21 protein-coding genes are annotated in these 17,688 nt (G+C 69.6%); 17 read left to right on the top strand and 4 right to left on the bottom strand.

Going from position 1 to position 17,688, the window contains the following annotated elements; all coding sequences use genetic code 11:
• Positions 1-91: 91 nt before the first annotated feature.
• Complete coding sequence (locus HDC34_RS06605; RefSeq protein WP_374757222.1) at positions 92-1,813, top strand: MDR family MFS transporter; 1,722 nt, start codon at positions 92-94, stop codon at positions 1,811-1,813.
• Between the two features lie 10 nt (positions 1,814-1,823).
• Positions 1,824-2,297 carry a MarR family winged helix-turn-helix transcriptional regulator gene (locus tag HDC34_RS06600; protein ID WP_179556310.1) on the top strand — a complete coding sequence of 158 codons (474 nt, stop codon included), beginning with the start codon at positions 1,824-1,826 and terminating at the stop codon, positions 2,295-2,297.
• 80 nt (positions 2,298-2,377) lie between these two features.
• Here HDC34_RS06600 and HDC34_RS06595 read toward each other — a convergent pair whose 3' ends face one another.
• A complete protein-coding gene (locus HDC34_RS06595) occupies positions 2,378-2,827 on the bottom strand; it encodes a DUF805 domain-containing protein (protein WP_104312505.1) in 450 nt (149 codons plus the stop codon).
• A 197-nt stretch (positions 2,828-3,024) separates the two neighbouring features.
• Between HDC34_RS06595 and HDC34_RS06590 the strand changes: the two genes are divergently transcribed.
• The 10 genes from HDC34_RS06590 (at position 3,025) to HDC34_RS06545 (ending at position 9,982) form a co-directional block, all read left to right on the top strand.
• Positions 3,025-3,384: a hypothetical protein gene (locus tag HDC34_RS06590; protein ID WP_179556309.1), complete on the top strand. Its 360-nt coding sequence runs from the start codon at positions 3,025-3,027 to the stop codon at positions 3,382-3,384.
• A gap of 86 nt (positions 3,385-3,470) precedes the next feature.
• Positions 3,471-3,779, top strand: coding sequence for an ATP-dependent DNA ligase (locus tag HDC34_RS06585; RefSeq protein WP_104253917.1), 309 nt, complete (start codon positions 3,471-3,473; stop codon positions 3,777-3,779).
• A complete protein-coding gene (locus HDC34_RS06580; RefSeq protein WP_179556308.1) occupies positions 3,776-3,997 on the top strand; it encodes a hypothetical protein in 222 nt (73 codons plus the stop codon). The genes HDC34_RS06585 and HDC34_RS06580 overlap by 4 nt, the downstream gene beginning before the upstream one ends.
• 101 nt (positions 3,998-4,098) lie before the next feature.
• Complete coding sequence (locus HDC34_RS06575) at positions 4,099-5,238, top strand: glycosyltransferase (RefSeq protein ID WP_179556307.1); 1,140 nt, start codon at positions 4,099-4,101, stop codon at positions 5,236-5,238.
• Positions 5,235-6,302 carry a glycosyltransferase gene (locus tag HDC34_RS06570; RefSeq protein ID WP_179556306.1) on the top strand — a complete coding sequence of 356 codons (1,068 nt, stop codon included), beginning with the start codon at positions 5,235-5,237 and terminating at the stop codon, positions 6,300-6,302. Before HDC34_RS06575 ends, HDC34_RS06570 begins: the two co-directional genes overlap by 4 nt.
• Positions 6,299-7,342, top strand: a complete 1,044-nt coding sequence (locus tag HDC34_RS06565; RefSeq protein WP_179556305.1) for a glycosyltransferase — start codon at positions 6,299-6,301, stop codon at positions 7,340-7,342. Before HDC34_RS06570 ends, HDC34_RS06565 begins: the two co-directional genes overlap by 4 nt.
• The gene (locus HDC34_RS06560; protein ID WP_179556304.1) at positions 7,339-8,217 is read left to right on the top strand and encodes a glycosyltransferase family 2 protein; all 879 of its coding nucleotides are present in this window, start codon (positions 7,339-7,341) and stop codon (positions 8,215-8,217) included. Before HDC34_RS06565 ends, HDC34_RS06560 begins: the two co-directional genes overlap by 4 nt.
• A 9-nt stretch (positions 8,218-8,226) precedes the next feature.
• Positions 8,227-8,733 (top strand): transporter substrate-binding domain-containing protein, encoded by a 507-nt coding sequence (locus tag HDC34_RS06555; RefSeq protein WP_257023089.1) that lies wholly within the window; start codon positions 8,227-8,229, stop codon positions 8,731-8,733.
• On the top strand, positions 8,730-9,713 hold the full coding sequence (locus HDC34_RS06550; RefSeq protein WP_179556303.1) for a cation diffusion facilitator family transporter: 984 nt from the start codon (positions 8,730-8,732) through the stop codon (positions 9,711-9,713). Before HDC34_RS06555 ends, HDC34_RS06550 begins: the two co-directional genes overlap by 4 nt.
• On the top strand, positions 9,710-9,982 hold the full coding sequence (locus tag HDC34_RS06545; RefSeq protein ID WP_104312511.1) for a GlsB/YeaQ/YmgE family stress response membrane protein: 273 nt from the start codon (positions 9,710-9,712) through the stop codon (positions 9,980-9,982). Before HDC34_RS06550 ends, HDC34_RS06545 begins: the two co-directional genes overlap by 4 nt.
• A gap of 74 nt (positions 9,983-10,056) precedes the next feature.
• On the opposite strand, the gene HDC34_RS06540 is transcribed toward HDC34_RS06545, so the two are convergent.
• Together HDC34_RS06540 and HDC34_RS06535 are read right to left on the bottom strand one after the other, a co-directional pair.
• A complete protein-coding gene (locus tag HDC34_RS06540; protein WP_179556302.1) occupies positions 10,057-11,253 on the bottom strand; it encodes a benzoate/H(+) symporter BenE family transporter in 1,197 nt (398 codons plus the stop codon).
• A 109-nt stretch (positions 11,254-11,362) separates the two neighbouring features.
• The gene (locus tag HDC34_RS06535; RefSeq protein ID WP_179556301.1) at positions 11,363-12,097 is read right to left on the bottom strand and encodes an SDR family oxidoreductase; all 735 of its coding nucleotides are present in this window, start codon (positions 12,095-12,097) and stop codon (positions 11,363-11,365) included.
• A 92-nt stretch (positions 12,098-12,189) separates the two neighbouring features.
• Here HDC34_RS06535 and HDC34_RS06530 point away from each other — a divergent pair, with 92 nt between their 5' ends.
• On the top strand, positions 12,190-12,657 hold the full coding sequence (locus tag HDC34_RS06530) for an Rrf2 family transcriptional regulator (RefSeq protein ID WP_249312076.1): 468 nt from the start codon (positions 12,190-12,192) through the stop codon (positions 12,655-12,657).
• Positions 12,658-12,692: 35 nt separating this feature from the next.
• Here HDC34_RS06530 and HDC34_RS06525 read toward each other — a convergent pair whose 3' ends face one another.
• Complete coding sequence (locus HDC34_RS06525; RefSeq protein WP_179556299.1) at positions 12,693-13,730, bottom strand: DNA polymerase IV; 1,038 nt, start codon at positions 13,728-13,730, stop codon at positions 12,693-12,695.
• A 125-nt stretch (positions 13,731-13,855) separates the two neighbouring features.
• On the opposite strand from HDC34_RS06525, the gene HDC34_RS06520 reads away from it, so the two are divergent.
• The 4 genes from HDC34_RS06520 to HDC34_RS06505 are packed head-to-tail and all read left to right on the top strand — an operon-like array spanning position 13,856 to position 17,680.
• Complete coding sequence (locus tag HDC34_RS06520) at positions 13,856-14,869, top strand: proline racemase family protein (RefSeq protein ID WP_179556298.1); 1,014 nt, start codon at positions 13,856-13,858, stop codon at positions 14,867-14,869.
• Positions 14,866-15,816 (top strand): ornithine cyclodeaminase family protein, encoded by a 951-nt coding sequence (locus tag HDC34_RS06515; RefSeq protein WP_179556297.1) that lies wholly within the window; start codon positions 14,866-14,868, stop codon positions 15,814-15,816. The genes HDC34_RS06520 and HDC34_RS06515 overlap by 4 nt, the downstream gene beginning before the upstream one ends.
• Entirely contained in the window at positions 15,813-16,487 is a 675-nt protein-coding gene (locus HDC34_RS06510; protein ID WP_179556296.1) for a GntR family transcriptional regulator, read from the top strand. Before HDC34_RS06515 ends, HDC34_RS06510 begins: the two co-directional genes overlap by 4 nt.
• 23 nt (positions 16,488-16,510) lie before the next feature.
• Positions 16,511-17,680: an MFS transporter gene (locus tag HDC34_RS06505; protein ID WP_179556295.1), complete on the top strand. Its 1,170-nt coding sequence runs from the start codon at positions 16,511-16,513 to the stop codon at positions 17,678-17,680.
• Positions 17,681-17,688 lie beyond the last annotated feature (8 nt).

Here is a 17,688-nt window from a genome sequence, read left to right as displayed (position 1 = left end):
GCCCCGTTCGCGGGGCCCTTTCTGGTAGTTGACTGCGGTCAACCATCTATGTATGGTTGACCGTCGTCAACTATCAGGAGGCCCCGCGTCGATGTCGTCTAGCAAGAACCCCAGACCCAGCACCAAGCCAGCAGCAGCGCTCACCGAATCCGGCATGAGCCGCCGCCAGGTGCTCCAGGCCCTCTCCGGCCTGATGCTCGGCATGTTCGTGTCGATGCTCGCGTCGACCGTCGTGAGCACGTCCCTGCCGCTCATCATCAGCGACCTCAAGGGCGACCAGAGCGCGTTCACCTGGGTGGTGACCGCGACCCTCCTCGCGACGACCGTCTCAACCCCCATCTGGGGCAAGCTCGCCGACCTCACGAACCGCAAGCTGCTCCTGCAGATCTCGCTGGTCATCTTCGTCGTCAGCTCGGCGATCGCCGGCTTCGCGCAGGACACGTCCATGCTCATCACGATGCGCGTGTTCCAGGGCCTCGGCGCCGGTGGCCTCGGCGCGCTCAGCCAGATCGTCATGGCCGACATCCTCAGCCCCCGCGAGCGCGGCCGCTACGCCGGCTTCTTCGGTGCCGTCATGGCGCTCGCCACGGTCGGCGGCCCCCTGCTCGGCGGCGTCATCACCGACGCGTTCGGATGGCGCTGGAACTTCTTCGTGGGGCTCCCCTTCGCGGTCGTGGCGCTCATCCTGCTGCAGGTCACACTGCACCTGCCGAAGCCCAAGAAGCGCAAGGTCAGCATCGACTACTTCGGCATCGTGCTCATCTCGAGCGGCGTCTCGCTGCTGCTCATCTGGGTGACCCTCGCGGGTTCGCAGTTCGAGTGGAACTCGCTCCCCTCCTGGCTCATGGCCGGCGGCGGCGTGCTGCTGCTCGTCATCGCGGTCCTCGTCGAGCTGCGCGTCAAGGAGCCGCTCATCCCGCTCACGCTCTTCCGCGACCGCACCTTCACCCTCGCGGTGATCGCGAGCGTCTCGGTCGGCGTCGCCATGTTCGGCACCAGCGTCTTCCTCAGCCAGTACATGCAGCTCGCGCGAGGGGCGACCCCGACCGAGTCGGGCATCCTCACGATCCCGATGATGGCGGGCCTCCTCGTCGCCTCGACCATCGTGGGAAACCTCATCAGCCGTCGCGGGAAGTGGAAGGCGTTCGTCGTCACGGGCAGCGCGCTCATGGTCGTCGGCCTCTTCCTGCTGAGCCGCCTTCACTACGACACGCCGTACCTCTACGTTGGCCTCTCGATGTTCGCGCTCGGCGCCGGCGTCGGCATGGTCATGCAGAACCTCGTGCTCGTCGTGCAGAACAAGGCCGAGGTCAAGAACATGGGCGTCGCGACGAGCGCGGTCACGTTCTTCCGCAGCCTCGGCGGCACGATCGGCGTCTCCGTCATGGGGTCGATCCTCGGAACGGTCGTGGCGGACACGATCTCCACGAGCGTGCGGGCGCTGCCACCTGAGCAGCAGGCGGTTGCGGCGCAGTCGCTCGCGGGCGGCAGCATCCCGCAGCTCGCGACGCTCCCCGAGTGGCTGCGGATCCTCGTCGAGGACGCCTACGGCACCTCGGTCGGCGCGATCTTCCTCGCAGCACTGCCGCTCGCGATCGTGACCCTCGTCGCGGTCTCGTTCCTCCCGAACGCGCAGCTCGGCACGCAGAACGCGGTGCAGCGCGCGAAGGGCGAGGAGAACCCCAGCGGACACGCGGGTGCAGAGTCGGCATCGGAGGACCTCGTGGAGGTCGCCGAGGCCGTGGTCGGCATCCCCCGCACCGGCGCCATCCCGATCCTCGGCGACTCGGGGCGGCGGGCGGACCGCACCTAAGATGGCGACCATGCCAGAGTCCCCAGACGACGCCGACTTCGCGGAGGCGATCGCCTCAGTGGAGACGGAGCTCGGCACCTTCTACCGCCGTGTCCGCACCACGTGGAGCGAGTCGGCCGTCGCAGTGCACCCGTCGCTGCAGCCCATCGGCTACAAGATCCTCTCCGCGCTGGTGCAGCACGGCACGGCGCACGCCGGCATGCTCGGCGAGCAGCTCGCCGTCGACAAGAGCGTCATGAGCCGACAGGTGCGGATGCTCGAGGAGTTCGAGCTGCTGACGGTCGGGTCGGACCCGAACGACGGGCGGGCGCGCATCCTGACGCCGACGTCGTTCGCCGTCGAACGGGTCACCGAGGTGCGTGCCCGCAACCGCCACCGCCTGCACGCTGTGCTGCGGGACTGGACGCCAGAGGAGCTGCGTGTCTTCTCTGGACTCCTCGGCCGCTTCGGTGCGGTCGCGGAGGCCGTCACCCCGGAGTCGTGACGCTCACGGGCCGAGCGTGCTGACCGACGAAACCGCCACCCTCGATCGAGGGTGGCGGTTCGGTCGCTCGGCGGCCAGTGCTACTGGCGGTCGAAGCGGGCGCCCTCGGGGCGCGAGTCGCTGATCACGAACACGAGGATGACGATCGCGCCGATGAGCGGGATGAAGAGGAGCAGCCACCACCAGCCGGAGCGGTTCGTGTCGTGCAGGCGGCGAAAGAGCAGCGCGAGCCCCGGGATGAGCGTCGCGAGGCCCCAGAGCGACTGCACGACCGACACGGCCGTGTAGCCCCCGCTGGCGCCGGTGAACTGGCCGGAGGAGTCCATAGTGCCCGGCCCGCCGGCGAGAGAGCCGATGAGGAAGAACACGGCGTTGACGATGACGCCGAAGAGAATCCACCACCAGTACTCGCTGCGGCTGGCCCGACCGGAGAAGACGGCGTACTTCTTGAAGAACCGCTTCACCGCCTGACCGAAGCTGGCTCCGTAGAGCGGTGGGTAGAGCGGGGCGTCGAGCTGAGGGGTAGACATCAGGGACTCCAATCAGGCACTGCCAAGGCGTGGGATTTGCACTGAGCGTAGCGTTACGGAGCCTCATTTCGCGTTTCCATTCGGGAAACAGATGCCGCCGCTTCATACAACGGTTCAGAAGGCAATACTCCAAGCGCACCCAACTGGGCCTGCGAGACTCGGGGAATTCTGCACGCACGCGACCGTCTGGGGAAACGATGGACCAACTTCACTACGCAGGTGGCGTCTACTTCACGAGCACGAGGATCGCGAAAGAGCTGGTCGCGTATGCGGCGGCGCTTGCCGCTGCCCATCAGGCCGGAATCGTCGAGATCCCGGTTCGTCACGCCGACGGCTCGGACAACATGCTCTCCGTGCTGGTCGGGCCCTCGAGCCAGATCGCGACCGAGACGGTCACTTCCGAGGTCCCGGAGTTCGACGACAGCGAGGCGCTCGCGACCTTCCAGAGGCTCCGTGCCGAGCTCGCCGAAGAGCACGGGGCGCCAGAGGCGCTCGTCGAAGAAGGGTCGTCGAACGACCCGCGCGTGCCGCATCCCGACTGGCTCGACGAGCTCTAGACGCCGAGCTGGCGAAACGTCAGCTCCGAGACAGTGATAATGGACGGCGCACACAATGCGCGACAGACCAGAAAGCAGGGTTCAGCGTGGGGAAGTTCATCTACAACTCCGAGGTCACAGTCGACTTCGAGGATCGCCTGCTTGCGCACCTCCAGCTCGCAATCGGCACGAAGCTGCGCCGCGGCGAGTCGTTCTTCTTCAGCTGGAAGGACAACAACGCAGGTGGCGACGGTCGCAGTACCGTCTGGATGCACCCGGCCGTCCCCATCCGCTTCAAATTCCTCGGCAGCCGGCAGGTGCACATCAACCGATCGTGGGTTGAGGCGCTGGTACAGGGCGCCAATTCGCAGGCCGGCCTGGCCGTGATCGCTGAACCCGCAGAGAGGGCGTCATGAACGGACAGACCAGGATCGAGCTCCTCTACCAGGGGGAGACGTTCTCGAAGCTCGTGGACGACATCGGGACGTTCCAGGCCGAGATCCTTGCTCGCGTCGCGAGCGGAGAGTGGTTCTGGGTGCGCGGGGACCGCGGTGAAGGACGCCTCGAGCCGGCGAACCTGCTGGTCGGTCCTGGCGTCGGCCTCGTCATCGTGGAGCCGAACCCGGGCGACTGACCCGCCTCGCGCCGGGTTCCAGGGCCGGGCGGACGAATGCACGATGGTCGAGGACTGTCAAGAGCGCGACGCTCCCCTGTTGAAGCTGTTTAGGTGGAGGGGTGTCATCCCCCAGCAGCTCAGACGTCGTCGACGACCTCAGTCGAACCATTCGGATTGCGAGCGTTCCCGCGGGGCACGTCTACGTCAGGCACCTCTCGGCCGTCACGCCAGACCCATCGCTCGCAGCGATCCTCCGACTCCCGGACCCTCACCCCGACGGCTCCGCTCGGGTTGCAGCCGAGCGCTGGTGGCCCCCCGTCATGCTCGAGCCGTCCTGGATCGAACAGCACGCCGACGAGTTCGACGTCTTCCATGTGCACTTCGGTTTCGACGCGCTCGCGCCGGACGTCCTCACGGAGCTCGTGGATGCGCTCCGCCGCGAGGGCAAGCCGCTCGTGTACACCGTGCACGACCTCACGAACCCGCACCACGCGACGCCTGAGGCCCACCTCGCTCACCTCGACATCCTGATCCCCGCGGCGGATGAGCTCATCACCCTCACGGAGGGGGCTGCGGACGAGGTCGAACGCCGGTGGGGCAGACGACCGGTCGTGATCCCGCACCCGCACATCGTCGAGCCTGCTGAAGTCGAGACCGCTCTGGCTGAACGGGTGGATACACGTGGCGAGTTCCATGTGGGCGTGCACGCGAAGAGCCTGCGCGCGAGCATGGAGCCGCTGCCCGTGATCGAGGCGCTCGTCGAGCTGGCGCGTGTCGAGCCGTCTATCGTCGTCCACGTCAACGGGCACCGTGAGATCCTCGAGCCGGGTGGGGCCAAGTTCGAAGAGGGCCTCGCCTCGCGCCTGCGGGAGCTCGCGGACGCGGGCCACATCGAGCTGCGCATCCACGACTACCTGAGCGACGAAGAGCTGTGGCGCTACCTGGCCTCGCTCGACGCGTCGGTGCTCCCCTATCGCTTCGGGACGCACTCGGGCTGGATGGAGGCGTGCCTCGACCTTGGCACGACCGTCATCGCCCCCGATGTGGGCTTCTACGCCGATCAGGGGCCGGTCTTCACCTACCGGCGCGCGGCTGACGCACTCGACGCCCGTTCGCTGCGGGATGCGGTGCTCGCCGCGTCACGCGCCGTCGCGCCCCGCCACGCCCCCGAGTTCCGGGCGTCGCAGCGAGATGAGATCGCCGCAGCGCACGCGGACATCTACGCGGCAGTGCTGACCCGAGTGCGGGTGACCCAGTGAGGATCTGCGTCATCGGCCCCTCGCGCTTCCCCATCAGCGAGCCCTTCGCCGGCGGGCTCGAGGCACATACGCACGCGTTGATCACGGCGCTCAAGCGCCGCGGGCACCAGGTGACGCTGTTCGCGGCACCCGGTTCGGACCCCAGTCTCGGCGTAGAGTTCCTCGACGTCGCGGACTTCTCCATGAGCGAGACCGCGAGGCGCGACGTCGGTGCCATGCCGGCCGAGTGGATGCGCGAGCATCACGCCTACCTGTCGCTCATGGTCGGTCTCGCACGGAACTCGAGCGACCGATTCGACGCGGTCCTCAACGTCAGCATCCATCACCTCCCGGTTGCCATGTCGGGACTGCTCGATGTTCCCGTCGTCACCACGCTGCACACTCCCCCCGTCGGGTGGATCGAATCGGCGGTCCGGGTCGACGGGGCTGCCGGCACGTTCGTCGCGGTCAGCTCCCACATGCGGGAGGCGTGGTCGGACAGCATCGACTGCTCGGTGATCCTCAATGGCGTGGACACCGAGCGCCTTCGTCCGGGCGACGGAGGCGGGCCCGCATTCTGGTCGGGGCGCATCGTGCCGGAGAAGGGGCTCGAGTTCGCGATCGACGCCGCGAACCTCGCGGGCGTCCCGCTGGACATCGCGGGGCCCGCCTACGACAGCGACTACTTCGAGTCTGCGATCCGCCCACGTCTCGGCGAGAGCGTCCGCTACCTCGGGCACCTCGACCACGATGTTCTCTTCGAGCATCTCCGTCGGGCGAGCGTCACGCTCGTGACCCCGCGCTGGGACGAACCGTACGGGCTCGTGGCCGCGGAGTCGCTGGCGGCCGGCACCCCCGTCGCCGCGTTCGATCGCGGCGCGCTGCGCGAGATCCTCGACGACGGCAGCGGACGGCTCGCCCCCGGCGACGACATCCACGCGCTCGCAGCTGCACTGCTGCAGGCGGCGAACCTGCCCCGAGCAGGCGCGCGGGAACGCGCGGAGACCTTCTGCTCGCTCGAGCGGATGGTGGACGAGTACGAAGCGCTGCTGCGCTCGGTGACAGAAGGGCGGGTAGCCGCATGACCATCTCGGGAGCGAACGGTCCGAACGCCGGTGATTCGGCGGTCACGGGCACCATCGGCTACTACGTCCACCATCAGGGCGGCGGGCACGCGCGCCGTGCGCTTGCCATCGCCCGCGAATGCTCGATGCCCGTCACCGGACTCTCGACGCTCGCCAAGCCCGACGCCTGGCTCGGACCCTGGATTCGCCTCGAGCGCGACGACATGGCGCTCTCGCCCCTCGAGCCGACGGCGAACGGCGCGCTGCACTGGGCGCCCGTCGACGACGAGGGCATGCGGCGCCGCATGGCCCGCATCTCCGCCTGGATCGCTGAGACCGCCCCCACCGTCTTCGTCTCCGACGTCTCCGTCGAAGTTGCCTCGCTGGCCAGACTCCACGGGGTTCCCGTCGTCTCGGTGGCACTCCCCGGAGTGCGCACCGACGCGCCGCACACGCTGGGCTTCGGTCTGTCCGACGCGATCCTCGCGGCCTGGCCCGTCGGCATCACCGGAATGCTGCCAGGCGTTCCGTCCCACATCGAAGCGCGCATCCATCAGGTCGGTGCGATCTCGGCTGCGGAGCGAGGCCACAGCGCCGGCCCTGGCCCCATCAGACGAGTGCTCGTGCTCGCCGGTTCTGGCGGCGGCGGCATGACGTCGGCGCAGATCCGCGAGGCAAAACGGCAGACGCCCGGGGTCGAGTGGGACGAGATCGGGACGACGCCCGGCAACCGCGTCGCCGACCCCGGCCCCCGCATCCGCGAGGCGTCGCTCGTCATCACGCACGCGGGCCAGGGCGCGATCGCGGACGTCGCCGCGGCTCAGGTCCCCGCGATCGTCGTACCCCAGCCCCGGCCCCACGACGAGCAGATCACCTCCGCGCGCGTGCTCGCGGCGACGCCGAACCTGCCGGTCATCGTGGCCGAGACGTTCGACCGCGACGACTGGGCGGGGCTCCTCGATGCCGCGTCCGAGCTCGACGGCAGGCAGTGGGCGACGTGGAACGACGGCGGCGGCGCGTTGCGAGCTGCCGCGCTGCTCGACCGGATGGCGAGCCGATGAAGACCGCGACGATCACGCTGGCGCACGGGCGCCATCGCCACCTGCTCGAGCAGCGACGGGGGCTCCTCCGGCAGTCGGTACCCGCGGACGACGCCATCGTCGTCGCGATGGGCGACCTGCAGATCGCGGAGCTCATCTCCGACGGACTGCTGCCGGGAACAACCGTCGAGATGCCCGCGGACGCGAGCGGGCTCCCCCTCGCCGCCGCCCGCAACGAAGGGGCGCGGATCGCACTGGAGCGTGGTGCCGAGCTGCTCGTGTTCCTCGACGTCGACTGCATCCCCGGCCGTGGGCTCGTCGAGGCCTACCAGGACGCAGCGCAGGATCCCCGCTGGGCGTCGAGCCTGCTCAGCGGCCCGGTCACCTACCTCGAGCCCCCTGGACCGAACGGCTACGACGCGGAACGCGTGGAGCTGAAGGACGCCCCGCATCCCGCTCGCCCCGCCCCGGCGGCTGGCGAGGTGCAGCTCGGTGACGATCGCAACCTCTTCTGGTCGCTCTCCTTCGCCGTGACCGCCGACAACTGGCGCCGCATCGGGGGCTTCCACGAGGGCTACCGCGGGTACGGCGCCGAGGACACCGACTTCGCGCGAGTCGCGGGGAACCTGGGCGTGGGGCTCGCCTGGGTCGGCGGTGCCCGCGCCTACCACCAGTGGCACCCCACCTCGAATCCGCCGGTGCAGCACCTCCACGACATCGCGCGCAACGCGAACCTGTTCCGCGAGCGCTGGCGGGTGTGGCCGATGGTCGGCTGGCTGCAAGCGTTTCGCGAGCTTGGCCTCCTCGAGGGCGGCATCGGCGACGAGCCATGCGTCGTCGTCCAGGAACCCGGCCAGCCGCGGAGTGCTGAGCTCGAGCACAGCGACAACTCCTAACCTGCTGACATGGCTCTGCGCGTCTGGGAGTTGACGAGCGTGCGGCGAACGATCGCCGTGGCGATGGCGGTCGCGACCGTCGTGCTGATGCTGTGCGGGTGCGGGATGAGCGTCCCGACCGACCCGGACGGGACCCTCGATCGGGTTCGTGGCGGTGAGCTCCGAGTCGGCGTCTCCCACAACCCGCCGTTCACGGGGATCGCTGAGGGCGCGGACCCGACGGGCGTCGAGGTCGAGCTCGTCGAGGGATTCGCCGACGAGCTCGGCGCCTCGATCACCTGGGTGGACGGTTCCGAGGCCGCCCTCGTCCAGGGCCTCGAGGACGGCACGCTCGACCTCGCGATCGCCGGCTTCCGCGACGACTCGCCCTACGTCGACGAGGCCGGTTCGACGCAGCCGTTCCTGGAGACCGAGGACGCCGCGGGCGGCAAGGTATCCCACGTGATGCTCACGCCCATGGGCGAGAACGCCTACCTCGTCGAGCTCGAGACGTACCTTGCGGAGGCCACCTCATGAGCGACTCCCACGACGAGGTCCGCAGGAAGGCGATCCGGCTCGAGTGGATCACCATCAGCTTCCTGGCCGTCACGGTCACCCTTGTCTACCTGGTGCTCGGCAACTCGCAGGCCATGAAGGCCGCCTGGCTCGAGGACCTGCTGTCGTTCATCCCGCCGTTCGCGTTCCTCATCGCCGCTCGCATCAGCCGGAGGGCTGCGACCGTCGAGCATCCCTACGGCTACCACCGGGCCGTCGGCATCGGGCACCTGGTGTCCGGCATCGCACTGACCTCGATGGCCGTGTTCCTGATCGTCGACTCGAGTTCCGGGCTGCTCGCACAGGAGCACCCCACGATCGGTTCAGTCGAGCTGTTCGGGCGGCAGATCTGGCTCGGCTGGCTGATGATCGGCGTCATGATCTTCATCGCGTGGCCGCCGGTCATCATCGGACACCACAAGATGAAGCTCGCCGCGAAGCTGCACGACAAGGTGCTGTACGCGGACGCCGACATGAACAAGGCCGACTGGCAGACCGCGGTCGGGTCGGCCGTCGGGGTCGCGGGGATCGGCATCGGGCTCTGGTGGCTCGACTCCGTCGCGGCGCTCTTCATCTCGGCGAGCATCCTGTACGACGGTGTTCGGAACCTGCGCATCGCGGTGCTCGACCTCATGGATGAGCAGGCGCGCACCTACGACGGTGAACGCCCGCACCCGCTGGCGGGACAGCTCAACACGTTCGTGGAGGCACGAGACTGGGTGGCGCAGGTCGGGTGCCGGGTGCGAGACCAAGGGCATGAGCTGCAGGCGGAGGTCTTCATCGTGCCTCGCGACGGCGCCGCGCTCGAGTTGGCGGAACTGCATCGACTCACGGAGGATTGTCGTGGGCTCGACTGGAAGCTGCGGGATGTTGTCCTCGTTCCGGTCGCCGAGATCCCGCCGTTCGCGTACCGGGAGCTGAAGCCCGTCGAATCGTCCCCAGAACCTCAGGAGCACGCGTGAGCTACTTCGCCTTCCTCGCCATCGGCCTACTCGCGGGGGTGGTCGCGAAGCGCTTCCTCCCGACTCGCCGTCGGGACGACTGGATCGCGCCGCTCTTCGTGGGCGCGCTCGGCGCGCTCTTCGGAGGCTGGCTCGGCAGCGTGCTCTTCTGGAGCAGCACGAGCGACCCCTTCTCGTTGCCGAACTGGACCTCCGCGATCGTGGGTGCGATCGCCGCGCTCGCCGTCTTCCTCGTGGTCGTGAGGCTCACCGCGCCGCGCAACGACTGAGCCACGCTCAGCGGTTATGCCGGCGGCCCGCGGCGGACTTCTGGTCGTCATCCCGCGGTCTCAGGGACCGCAACTCAGCCCTGGGCGGGCGGGCGGCGCGGGCGCACGACGACGCGGACGATGAGGCCCGCGACCAGCGCCCAGAACGCGGCGCTGATGCCACCGATGGCGATGCCGGATGCGGCTGTCGCGAACGTCACGACGGCGGGGACGAGCTCCCCGGTCTCTGCCAACGCGGCTTTGAGCGAGCTCGCGAGCGTGCCGACGAGCGCGAGCCCGGCGACGGCGGCGATGACGCCAGCAGGGGCGAGCAGCACGAGCGCCCCGAACGCGGCGGAGGCGACGCCGAGCACGATGACGACGACCCCGTTGGTGACGCTCGCGATCCAGCGCCTCGAACGGTCCTCCCCGGCTTCCGGACCGGCCGCGAGGGCGGCGCTGATGGCGGCCAGGTTGACGGCGTGCCCACCTGCCGGGGCTCCCGCGACCGTGCCGATGCCCGTCACGATGAGGGAGCGACGCCACGGGACGTCGTAGCCGAGCCCCTTCATGACGGCGACGCCTGGCACGTTCTGGGAGGCCATCGTCACGAGGTAGAGGGGAAGCGCGATGCCGATCATCCCGGTGACGGAGAACTCGGGTGCCGTGAACTGGGTGCGCGGCGCCAAGTCGGCGGCGTCGAGAGAAGCCCCGGAGGCCACGATGTGGACGCCGATGACGATCGCGGCGACGAGGAACGCGATGGGCGCGGCCCAGCGCGGCAGGAAGCGCAGCGCGAGCAGCCACGCGACGACGACCGGCGCGACGGCCAGCGGGTTCTCGGCCATGCCGGTGATCGGTCCGAGGCAGAGCTGGAACAGCACCCCTGCGAGCATCGCCTGGGCGACGGAGACGGGGATCCGCGCCACGAGTGCACCGAGCTGTGGGATGAGGCCGGTGACGATGATGAGGATGCCGGTGACGAGGAACGCGCCGACGGCCACTGGCCACCCGCCCTCGAGCGTGCCCGTCGCCGCGAGCAGCGCCGCTCCGGGCGTGGACCAGGCGACCGTGATGGGCAGGCGGGTCCAGCTCGCGAGGAGGATGCAGCCGAGGCCCATGGTGACGCTGACGGCGAGGAGCCCGCTCGACGCCTGGTCTGCACTGGCACCGACGGCGGTCAGCCCGGTCAGCACGACGATGAACGAGCTCGTGAACGCGACGAGCGCGGAGACGACGCCGGCCGAGATGGGGCGCAGGATGCCCTCGCGCGGCTCGACGGTGCTGCTCATCGTGGGGTCCTCGTCTCGTCTGCTCGCGCATCCCGCGATCTGCAGTTCAGCGTAGAGGCAGGGTGGCGGGCGGACGAAACCACGCGGAAGCCGCGGTCGACGGGACCGGTTACGCCTGTGTGGCCAGCCAGTCGGTGAACCCCGGGCCGGCGATGATGGCGTTCTGGCCCGGCAAGCAGGCCCCGTCGGCCATTCCCTCGCTGGCGCGGACCCCGATGACCTCGACCTCGACGCCGCGTGCCTCGGCGACGCGGCGCACGAAGTCGGTCAGCTCGCCGGACTCGGGGCCGGCAAGCTCGACCATGGCCTCTGGGACCCTGTCGTCGGCGAGACGGACGAGGAGGCGTGCGATCTCCGAGATCGCGACCGGCTGGGTCTTGAGCTCTGGGATGACCACCTTGTCACCGTCACGGTTCCGGTCGAGCATCTGACCTGGGAACTCGAGGAACTGGGCGGCTCGCAGGATGCGGGCGGCGGGTCCACGTTCGATGGCGGTCCGCTCTTGGGCGAGCTTCGCGACGTAGTAGCCGTAGTCGGGGACGTGGTCGATGCCGATGATCGAGAGCGTCACGCTGCGGGTGACCCCGGCTTCCCGGGCCGCGTCGCCCAGATTTCCGGCGACGGTCGTGAAGAACTGCGTTGATTCCGTCTCATCGAGGGTCGGGCTCTGGGTGACGTCGACGACGGCGTCGACGCCCTCGAGACGGCCCGCCAGACCGTCAGGGGACGTGAGGTCAACCCCGTTCTGACGTGACAGCTCGAGGACGTCGTGCCCTGCGGCGAGAGCTTCTCGGACGACGTGCCGCCCGACGAGACCTGTGGATCCGGCGATTGCGATGCGCATGGTGCTTCCTCCCATCTAACTCGGACAAATCTTGTCCGTGATCACGAGCATACACAGACATTTCATATCCGAGTATCATGAGCTGCGTGAAGATGTCCGCGGGTGTCGAGTGGGGACTGCACTGCTGCGCCGTCCTCAGCGCCAGCGAGTCCCCGGTGCCCGTCGCGCAGCTCGCCGAGCTCCACGGCGTCTCGAAGAGCTACCTCGCCAAGCACATGCAGGCGCTGTCGAAGGCTGACATCATCGCGGCCGTCGAGGGGCGCGATGGCGGCTACCGACTCTCCCGAAGCCCCGAGGACATCTCCGTCTACGACGTCGTGCGAGCCATCGATGGACCGGAGCGGGCATTCCGATGCACGGAGATACGCCAACAGGGCCCCCTCGCCTCGCCACCCGAGGCGTGCACCACCCCCTGCGGCATCGCGAAGGTCATGGCGAAGGCCGAGATCGCCTGGCGTGACTCGCTTCGCGGCGTCTCGATCGCAGACCTCGCAGCAACGGTCGACGATGCCACACCCGGTGCGTGGGACGGCGTTCGCACCTGGCTGTCCGCGGGCTGAGACTCGCGAACCGAGGAGAACGAGCCCCGCCCGGGTCAGAAGAGCGTCGGCTGCACCAGCTCGACGGGCAGGAGCCCCGTGAGGGTCACGCTGGCCGACTCGATCTCGGTCGCCTTCGAGGCGACGAGCAGCCGCTCGGCCACGGGCATCCACACGTCGAACGAAGCGCTCGAGTCGATGCCCTGATACTTCTCGCGGATCGGGGCGAGACCGGTCGGGCGCAGCTCCAGCTTGATGCCGGTCGCGCTGAGGCCGGCGCGGGTGGCTCGATGGCAGACGCGTTCGACGCACCCCTCGACGACCTCGACGGGCGTGCGATCCGCGCGCGCATACCCGGACGTCGACGACTCGGAGGTGAGCGACGTGCGATGCCTGATGGGCGAGATCATGGCCTCGTCCGTGCCGGCGCGGATGCGCCACAGCCGCCTCGCCATCGCCGTGCCGCACACGCGCAGCAGCTCGTCGCGCGGGATGACGTCGACGTCGCCGATGCGCGCGACGCCCAGCTTGATGAGCCTCGCCTCGGTGCGGGCCCCGATGCCCCAGACGTCGCCGATGGGCAGCTCCGTGCGCAGTTCGAGTTCGCGCGCCGGGTCGATGACGTGCACACCGTCGGGCTTCGCGTTGCGTGACGCGAGCTTCGCCATGAGCTTCGTGCGGCCGATGCCGATGCTGACCGGGATGCGCAGTTCGGTGGCGGCACGCCGTCGCAGCTCGTGCGCGACCTCGAGCGCCCCCTCCGGCGTGGTGGCTCCGACGTCGAGGAACGCCTCCTCGATCGAACCGGGCTCGATACCCCTGGCGATCGAGTCGAAGAGCGCGAAGAGCGCATCCCCCACCGCTTCGACCTCCTGCCGGTAGGACTCGACGAGGAGGATGCGGGGGCACAGCTCTCGGGCTTCGGTCACGAGCATGCCCGCGTGGATGCCGTACTCGCGGGCCGGGTAGTTGGCGCTCGCGATGAAGAGGTGCGCCACTGCGGCGACGGGCTTGGCCGCGAGCTCCGGCCGATCCCGCAGCGCGACCGACGCGAAGAACGCATCGGCGTCGGCATGGAGCAGGTACGAGTTCATGACCACGCCATCGTACCTATGTTCTAGGCCACATTCGAGGGATGCGCGCATCGCGTGTCACCATCCTCGCTCGTGAGCCTGACGACGCGTAGTGTTATTGCAATTGCAATTGACGGGGAGGCATCATGCGCGAACGGTTCGCGACGATCGACTACCACACAGCCGGCGAGCCGTTCCGGATCGTCCCGGATCTCGGCATCGCGATCGACGGCGATGACGTCGCCAGCAAGCGCGTCTTCGCCGCAGCGTCCCCCGAGGTCGACCGCGCCCGTCGCCTCCTCTGCTTCGAGCCGCGAGGGCACGCCGATATGTACGGCGGCTTCATCGTCGAGCCGGACGACGCCGGCGCTCACCTCGGGGTGCTCTTCTGGCACAAGGACGGCTTCTCGACGGCCTGCGGGCACGGCACGATCGCGCTCGGCGTGTGGGCGATCGAGAGCGGGCTCGTGACTGCCGACGAGAGCGGGACGACGGACGTCGTCATCGACGTCCCCTCGGGGAGAGTGACGGCCCGGGTCCGCACGGACCAGGCTGGAACGGTCACCGGAGCCGACTTCATCAACGTGCCCGGGTACGTGCTCGCTCGACGGGTGCCCGTGCAGACGTCCCGCGGTGAAGTGCTCGCCGACATCACCTTCGCCGGGGCCATCTACGCCCAGGTCGACGCGACCGCGGTCGGGCTGTCCATCGAGCCGGAGGACGTGAGCGAGGTCATCGCGTTCGGCCGCGAGGTGAAGTGGCTCCTGAACGACTCGGCGCACGCCGAGCATCCGAGCGACCGACGCCTGAACGGCATCTACGGCACGATCCTGTACTCGGACCACAGCGCGGACGGCGTCGTGCACCAGCGCAACGCGACGGTCTTCGCAGACGGAGAGCTCGACCGCTCTCCCTGCGGGTCCGGCACGTGCGCGCGGGTCGCCACGCTGACCGAGGAAGGCATCCTGCCCGTCGGCGTGGAACTCGTGCACGACTCGATCGTCGGCTCGAGATTCCTGGCGCGGGTCGTGGCGGAAGGCGTCGAAGCCGGGCACCGGGCGACGACGACGCAGGTCTCCGGCATCGCCCACAAGACCGGGGAGCATGTGTTCGAGGTCGACCCGAGCGACGAGATGACCCCCGGGTTCGTGCTGCGATGAGCGCCGGCATCCCCTTCCTCGACGCGAGCGATGTCGAGGCCCTGCTCACGCCCACGGCGGCCGTGGATGCGCTGCGCCGCGCCCTCGCGGGCGGCTTCCGTCCCGAGACCGACCACGCGCGCATCTTCGAGCAGCTCGATGGCGGCGAGTTCCTGCTCATGCCCGCGGAGACGGCGACAAGCACCGGCATCAAGGTGCTCACGATCGCGCCGGACAATCCCGCGCGGGGCCTCGCGCGCATCCAGGGCCTCTACGTGCTGTTCGACTCGGCGACGCTCAGCCCGCGCGCGCTCATCGACGGTCCCGCGCTCACCGACATCCGCACCTCGGCCGTCTCGGTAGCGGCGATCAGGGATGCGCTCGAGCGCGACGCCGGAACGCTGGACATCGTCGTGTTCGGAGCGGGCCCACAGGCCCGAGCGCACGTGCGGACGGTCCGCGCGGTGCTCGAGGGCACTCGACTCGTGGGCAGCGTCACCTCGGTGGTCCGCTCCCCCGCCCGCGTGACGACGGGTGCCGACTTCGATGCGGTCGTGGCGGCGGGCAGCGAGGAGGCCGTGGCCGCGACCCGTGCCGCGGGGCTCATCCTCTGCACGACGACCGCCTCGACTCCGCTGTTCGAGGACGATGTCGTGCGCGACGACGCGGTCGTCGTCGCCGTGGGCTCGCACTCGCCGGATGCGCGCGAGCTGCCGGGGGCCCTGCTCGGCCGGTCGGACGTGATCGTGGAGGACATCGGCGCGGCGCTCCGCGAATGCGGCGACGTGGTGCTGGCGATCGACGAGGGGCACCTCGCTGCCGACGACCTCATCCCGATGGGCGACCTCGTGCGAGGCAGCCGCGGCATTCGCGGCGGGCGGCCCGTCGTGTTCAAGAGCGCTGGCATGTCGTGGGAGGACCTCGTGCTCGCGCAGGCGATCGCCGACGCCGATGGGCGCCGAGGATGAGCCCGGCCGGCTCCAGCGATTCCGGCGGGGGCCGCCGGGATTCCGTTCGCCAGCGGGTGGCGGCCGAGCTGCGGGCGGCGCTCATCGGCGGCGACCTCGCGCCAGGCCAGGTCTACTCGGCGCCCACCCTCGCCGCGCGCTTCGACTCGTCGGCGACCCCCGTGCGCGAGGCGATGCTCGACCTGGCGCGCGACGGGATGGTCGAGGTCGTTCCGAACACAGGCTTCCGGGTGACGGAGGTCACGCGCGCGGAACTCGACAACCTCGCGGAGGTGCGCCGGCTGCTCGAGGTGCCTGTCATGGGCGACATCGCCGAGGTCCGCAGCGACGACGACGCCACGCGCATCCGATCGCTTCGCCCTCTCGTGGAGGCGATGAAGCGGGCGGAAGAGGCCAACGACATGGTGGCGTACCTCACTGCCGACACCGAGTTCCACACCGCGTTCCTCGCCATGCACGGCAACCCCGAGCTCGTGCAGATCGTGCGCCGCGCCCGCGAACGCAGCCGCCTCCACAACCTGGTGCCGCTCGCCGAGGCGGGCCAGCTCACCGCATCCACCCTCGAGCACGAGCAGATGATCGAGGCGGCACTCGACGGCGACCGCGAACGGATGCAGGAGATCGTCGCGCGGCACATCGGGCACGTGCGGGGCGAGTGGGCTAAGGCGTGACGCGCCCCTCGGAGGTGCGCTGAATGCCGGGCACACCCGGCTCGCGGTGGCCGTGGATCATCGTGCATGCCGTGCTCATCCAGGTGCTCACGTATGCGGTTCGCCCCGGGCTCTCGTTCGCCGTGCTCGAAGCGGGCGGCCAGGAGGCCGTCATCGGCCTGCTCGCGACGTCGTTCGCGCTCCCGGCTCTCCTCCTCGCACTGCCCGCCGGCCGGCTCACGGATGGGCGCGGCGAACGCACCATCGCGGTGCTCGGCAGCGTCCTGCTCATCGCCGCGATCGGCATCGCGCTGGTGTCACTGCAGAGCGTCGCAGGCCTCATGGTCGCGGCCCTCGTCCTCGGCGTCGGACATCTGCTCAGCATCATCAGCGAGCAGACCGCAGTCGCCAATCGCTCGAAGGTGGGGTCTCGGGAGTCGGCGTTCGGGCTCTACACGCTCGCCGCATCCATCGGCCAGACGCTCGGCCCGCTGCTGCTGGCCATCCCGAACCCCGCCGGTCCTGGCCCGAACCTCTCGCTCGTGTTCTGGTGCGCCATGGGAGCCGCCGTCCTGCTCGGCGTCGCCAGCCTCTTCCTGGGGAGCGGGTCCCGAGGCGCCAGCGCCGCGAAGCGGCCGGGGTCGTTCGCGTCGAGCCGGAAGATCCTGCGCGAGCCAGGCGCGTTCCGGGCGGTCGTCGCGGGCGGGATCGCCATCGCCTCCGTCGACGTGACGCTCGCGTTCTGGCCCGCGCTCAGCACGCAGCCCGGTATCTCCGCGGCGCTCGTGAGCCTCATGCTGACGAGCCGCGCCCTCGCGACGCTCGCCTCCCGAGCGGCCCTCCCCGCGCTCAGTCGACGGCTCTCCCGGCGCATGCTGCTGCTGATCTCGCTGGGAGCGGCGGCGGTGACGCTCGCCCTCACGGGCCTCCCGATCGGCCCGATCTGGCTCGTGGTCGCGGCCGTGCTCTACGGGTTCGCGATCGGTGTCACGCAGCCCATCACGATGGCTTGGCTCACCGACGTGGCGCCGGAGGATCAGCGCGGCCTCGCTCTCTCGCTCCGACTCGTCGGCAACAGGCTCGCCCAGTCGCTCATCCCGGCGGGGGCTGGGCTCCTCACCCCGCTCACCGGGGGCGGCGGGGTGCTCGTCGCCATCGGCGCCTCGCTCGCGGCCGCCGCCACCGTCGCCTACACGCAGAAGAAGCGGGACTAGCCGTCGGC

Source organism: Pseudoclavibacter sp. JAI123, assembly GCF_013409665.1.
Classification (GTDB): Bacteria; Actinomycetota; Actinomycetes; order Actinomycetales; family Microbacteriaceae; genus Pseudoclavibacter.
The sequence above is the reverse complement of the archived record's forward strand: the minus strand, read 5'-3'. Positions and strand labels throughout refer to the sequence as shown.

What these genes read in the sequence shown, in the direction of transcription:
- HDC34_RS06590 (WP_179556309.1), top strand. Translation starts at nt 3,025, where the DNA reads ATGGACCAACTTCACTACGCAGGTGGCGTCTACTTCACGAGCACGAGG.
- HDC34_RS06520 (WP_179556298.1), top strand. Translation starts at nt 13,856, where the DNA reads ATGCGCGAACGGTTCGCGACGATCGACTACCACACAGCCGGCGAGCCG.
- HDC34_RS06555 (WP_257023089.1), top strand. Translation starts at nt 8,227, where the DNA reads ATGGCTCTGCGCGTCTGGGAGTTGACGAGCGTGCGGCGAACGATCGCC.
- HDC34_RS06605 (WP_374757222.1), top strand. Translation starts at nt 92, where the DNA reads ATGTCGTCTAGCAAGAACCCCAGACCCAGCACCAAGCCAGCAGCAGCG.
- HDC34_RS06535 (WP_179556301.1), bottom strand. Translation starts at nt 12,097, where the DNA reads ATGCGCATCGCAATCGCCGGATCCACAGGTCTCGTCGGGCGGCACGTC.
- HDC34_RS06580 (WP_179556308.1), top strand. Translation starts at nt 3,776, where the DNA reads ATGAACGGACAGACCAGGATCGAGCTCCTCTACCAGGGGGAGACGTTC.
- HDC34_RS06510 (WP_179556296.1), top strand. Translation starts at nt 15,813, where the DNA reads ATGAGCCCGGCCGGCTCCAGCGATTCCGGCGGGGGCCGCCGGGATTCC.
- HDC34_RS06595 (WP_104312505.1), bottom strand. Translation starts at nt 2,827, where the DNA reads ATGTCTACCCCTCAGCTCGACGCCCCGCTCTACCCACCGCTCTACGGA.
- HDC34_RS06600 (WP_179556310.1), top strand. Translation starts at nt 1,824, where the DNA reads ATGCCAGAGTCCCCAGACGACGCCGACTTCGCGGAGGCGATCGCCTCA.
- HDC34_RS06530 (WP_249312076.1), top strand. Translation starts at nt 12,190, where the DNA reads ATGTCCGCGGGTGTCGAGTGGGGACTGCACTGCTGCGCCGTCCTCAGC.
- HDC34_RS06550 (WP_179556303.1), top strand. Translation starts at nt 8,730, where the DNA reads ATGAGCGACTCCCACGACGAGGTCCGCAGGAAGGCGATCCGGCTCGAG.
- HDC34_RS06525 (WP_179556299.1), bottom strand. Translation starts at nt 13,730, where the DNA reads ATGAACTCGTACCTGCTCCATGCCGACGCCGATGCGTTCTTCGCGTCG.
- HDC34_RS06515 (WP_179556297.1), top strand. Translation starts at nt 14,866, where the DNA reads ATGAGCGCCGGCATCCCCTTCCTCGACGCGAGCGATGTCGAGGCCCTG.
- HDC34_RS06560 (WP_179556304.1), top strand. Translation starts at nt 7,339, where the DNA reads ATGAAGACCGCGACGATCACGCTGGCGCACGGGCGCCATCGCCACCTG.
- HDC34_RS06540 (WP_179556302.1), bottom strand. Translation starts at nt 11,253, where the DNA reads ATGAGCAGCACCGTCGAGCCGCGCGAGGGCATCCTGCGCCCCATCTCG.
- HDC34_RS06505 (WP_179556295.1), top strand. Translation starts at nt 16,511, where the DNA reads ATGCCGGGCACACCCGGCTCGCGGTGGCCGTGGATCATCGTGCATGCC.
- HDC34_RS06565 (WP_179556305.1), top strand. Translation starts at nt 6,299, where the DNA reads ATGACCATCTCGGGAGCGAACGGTCCGAACGCCGGTGATTCGGCGGTC.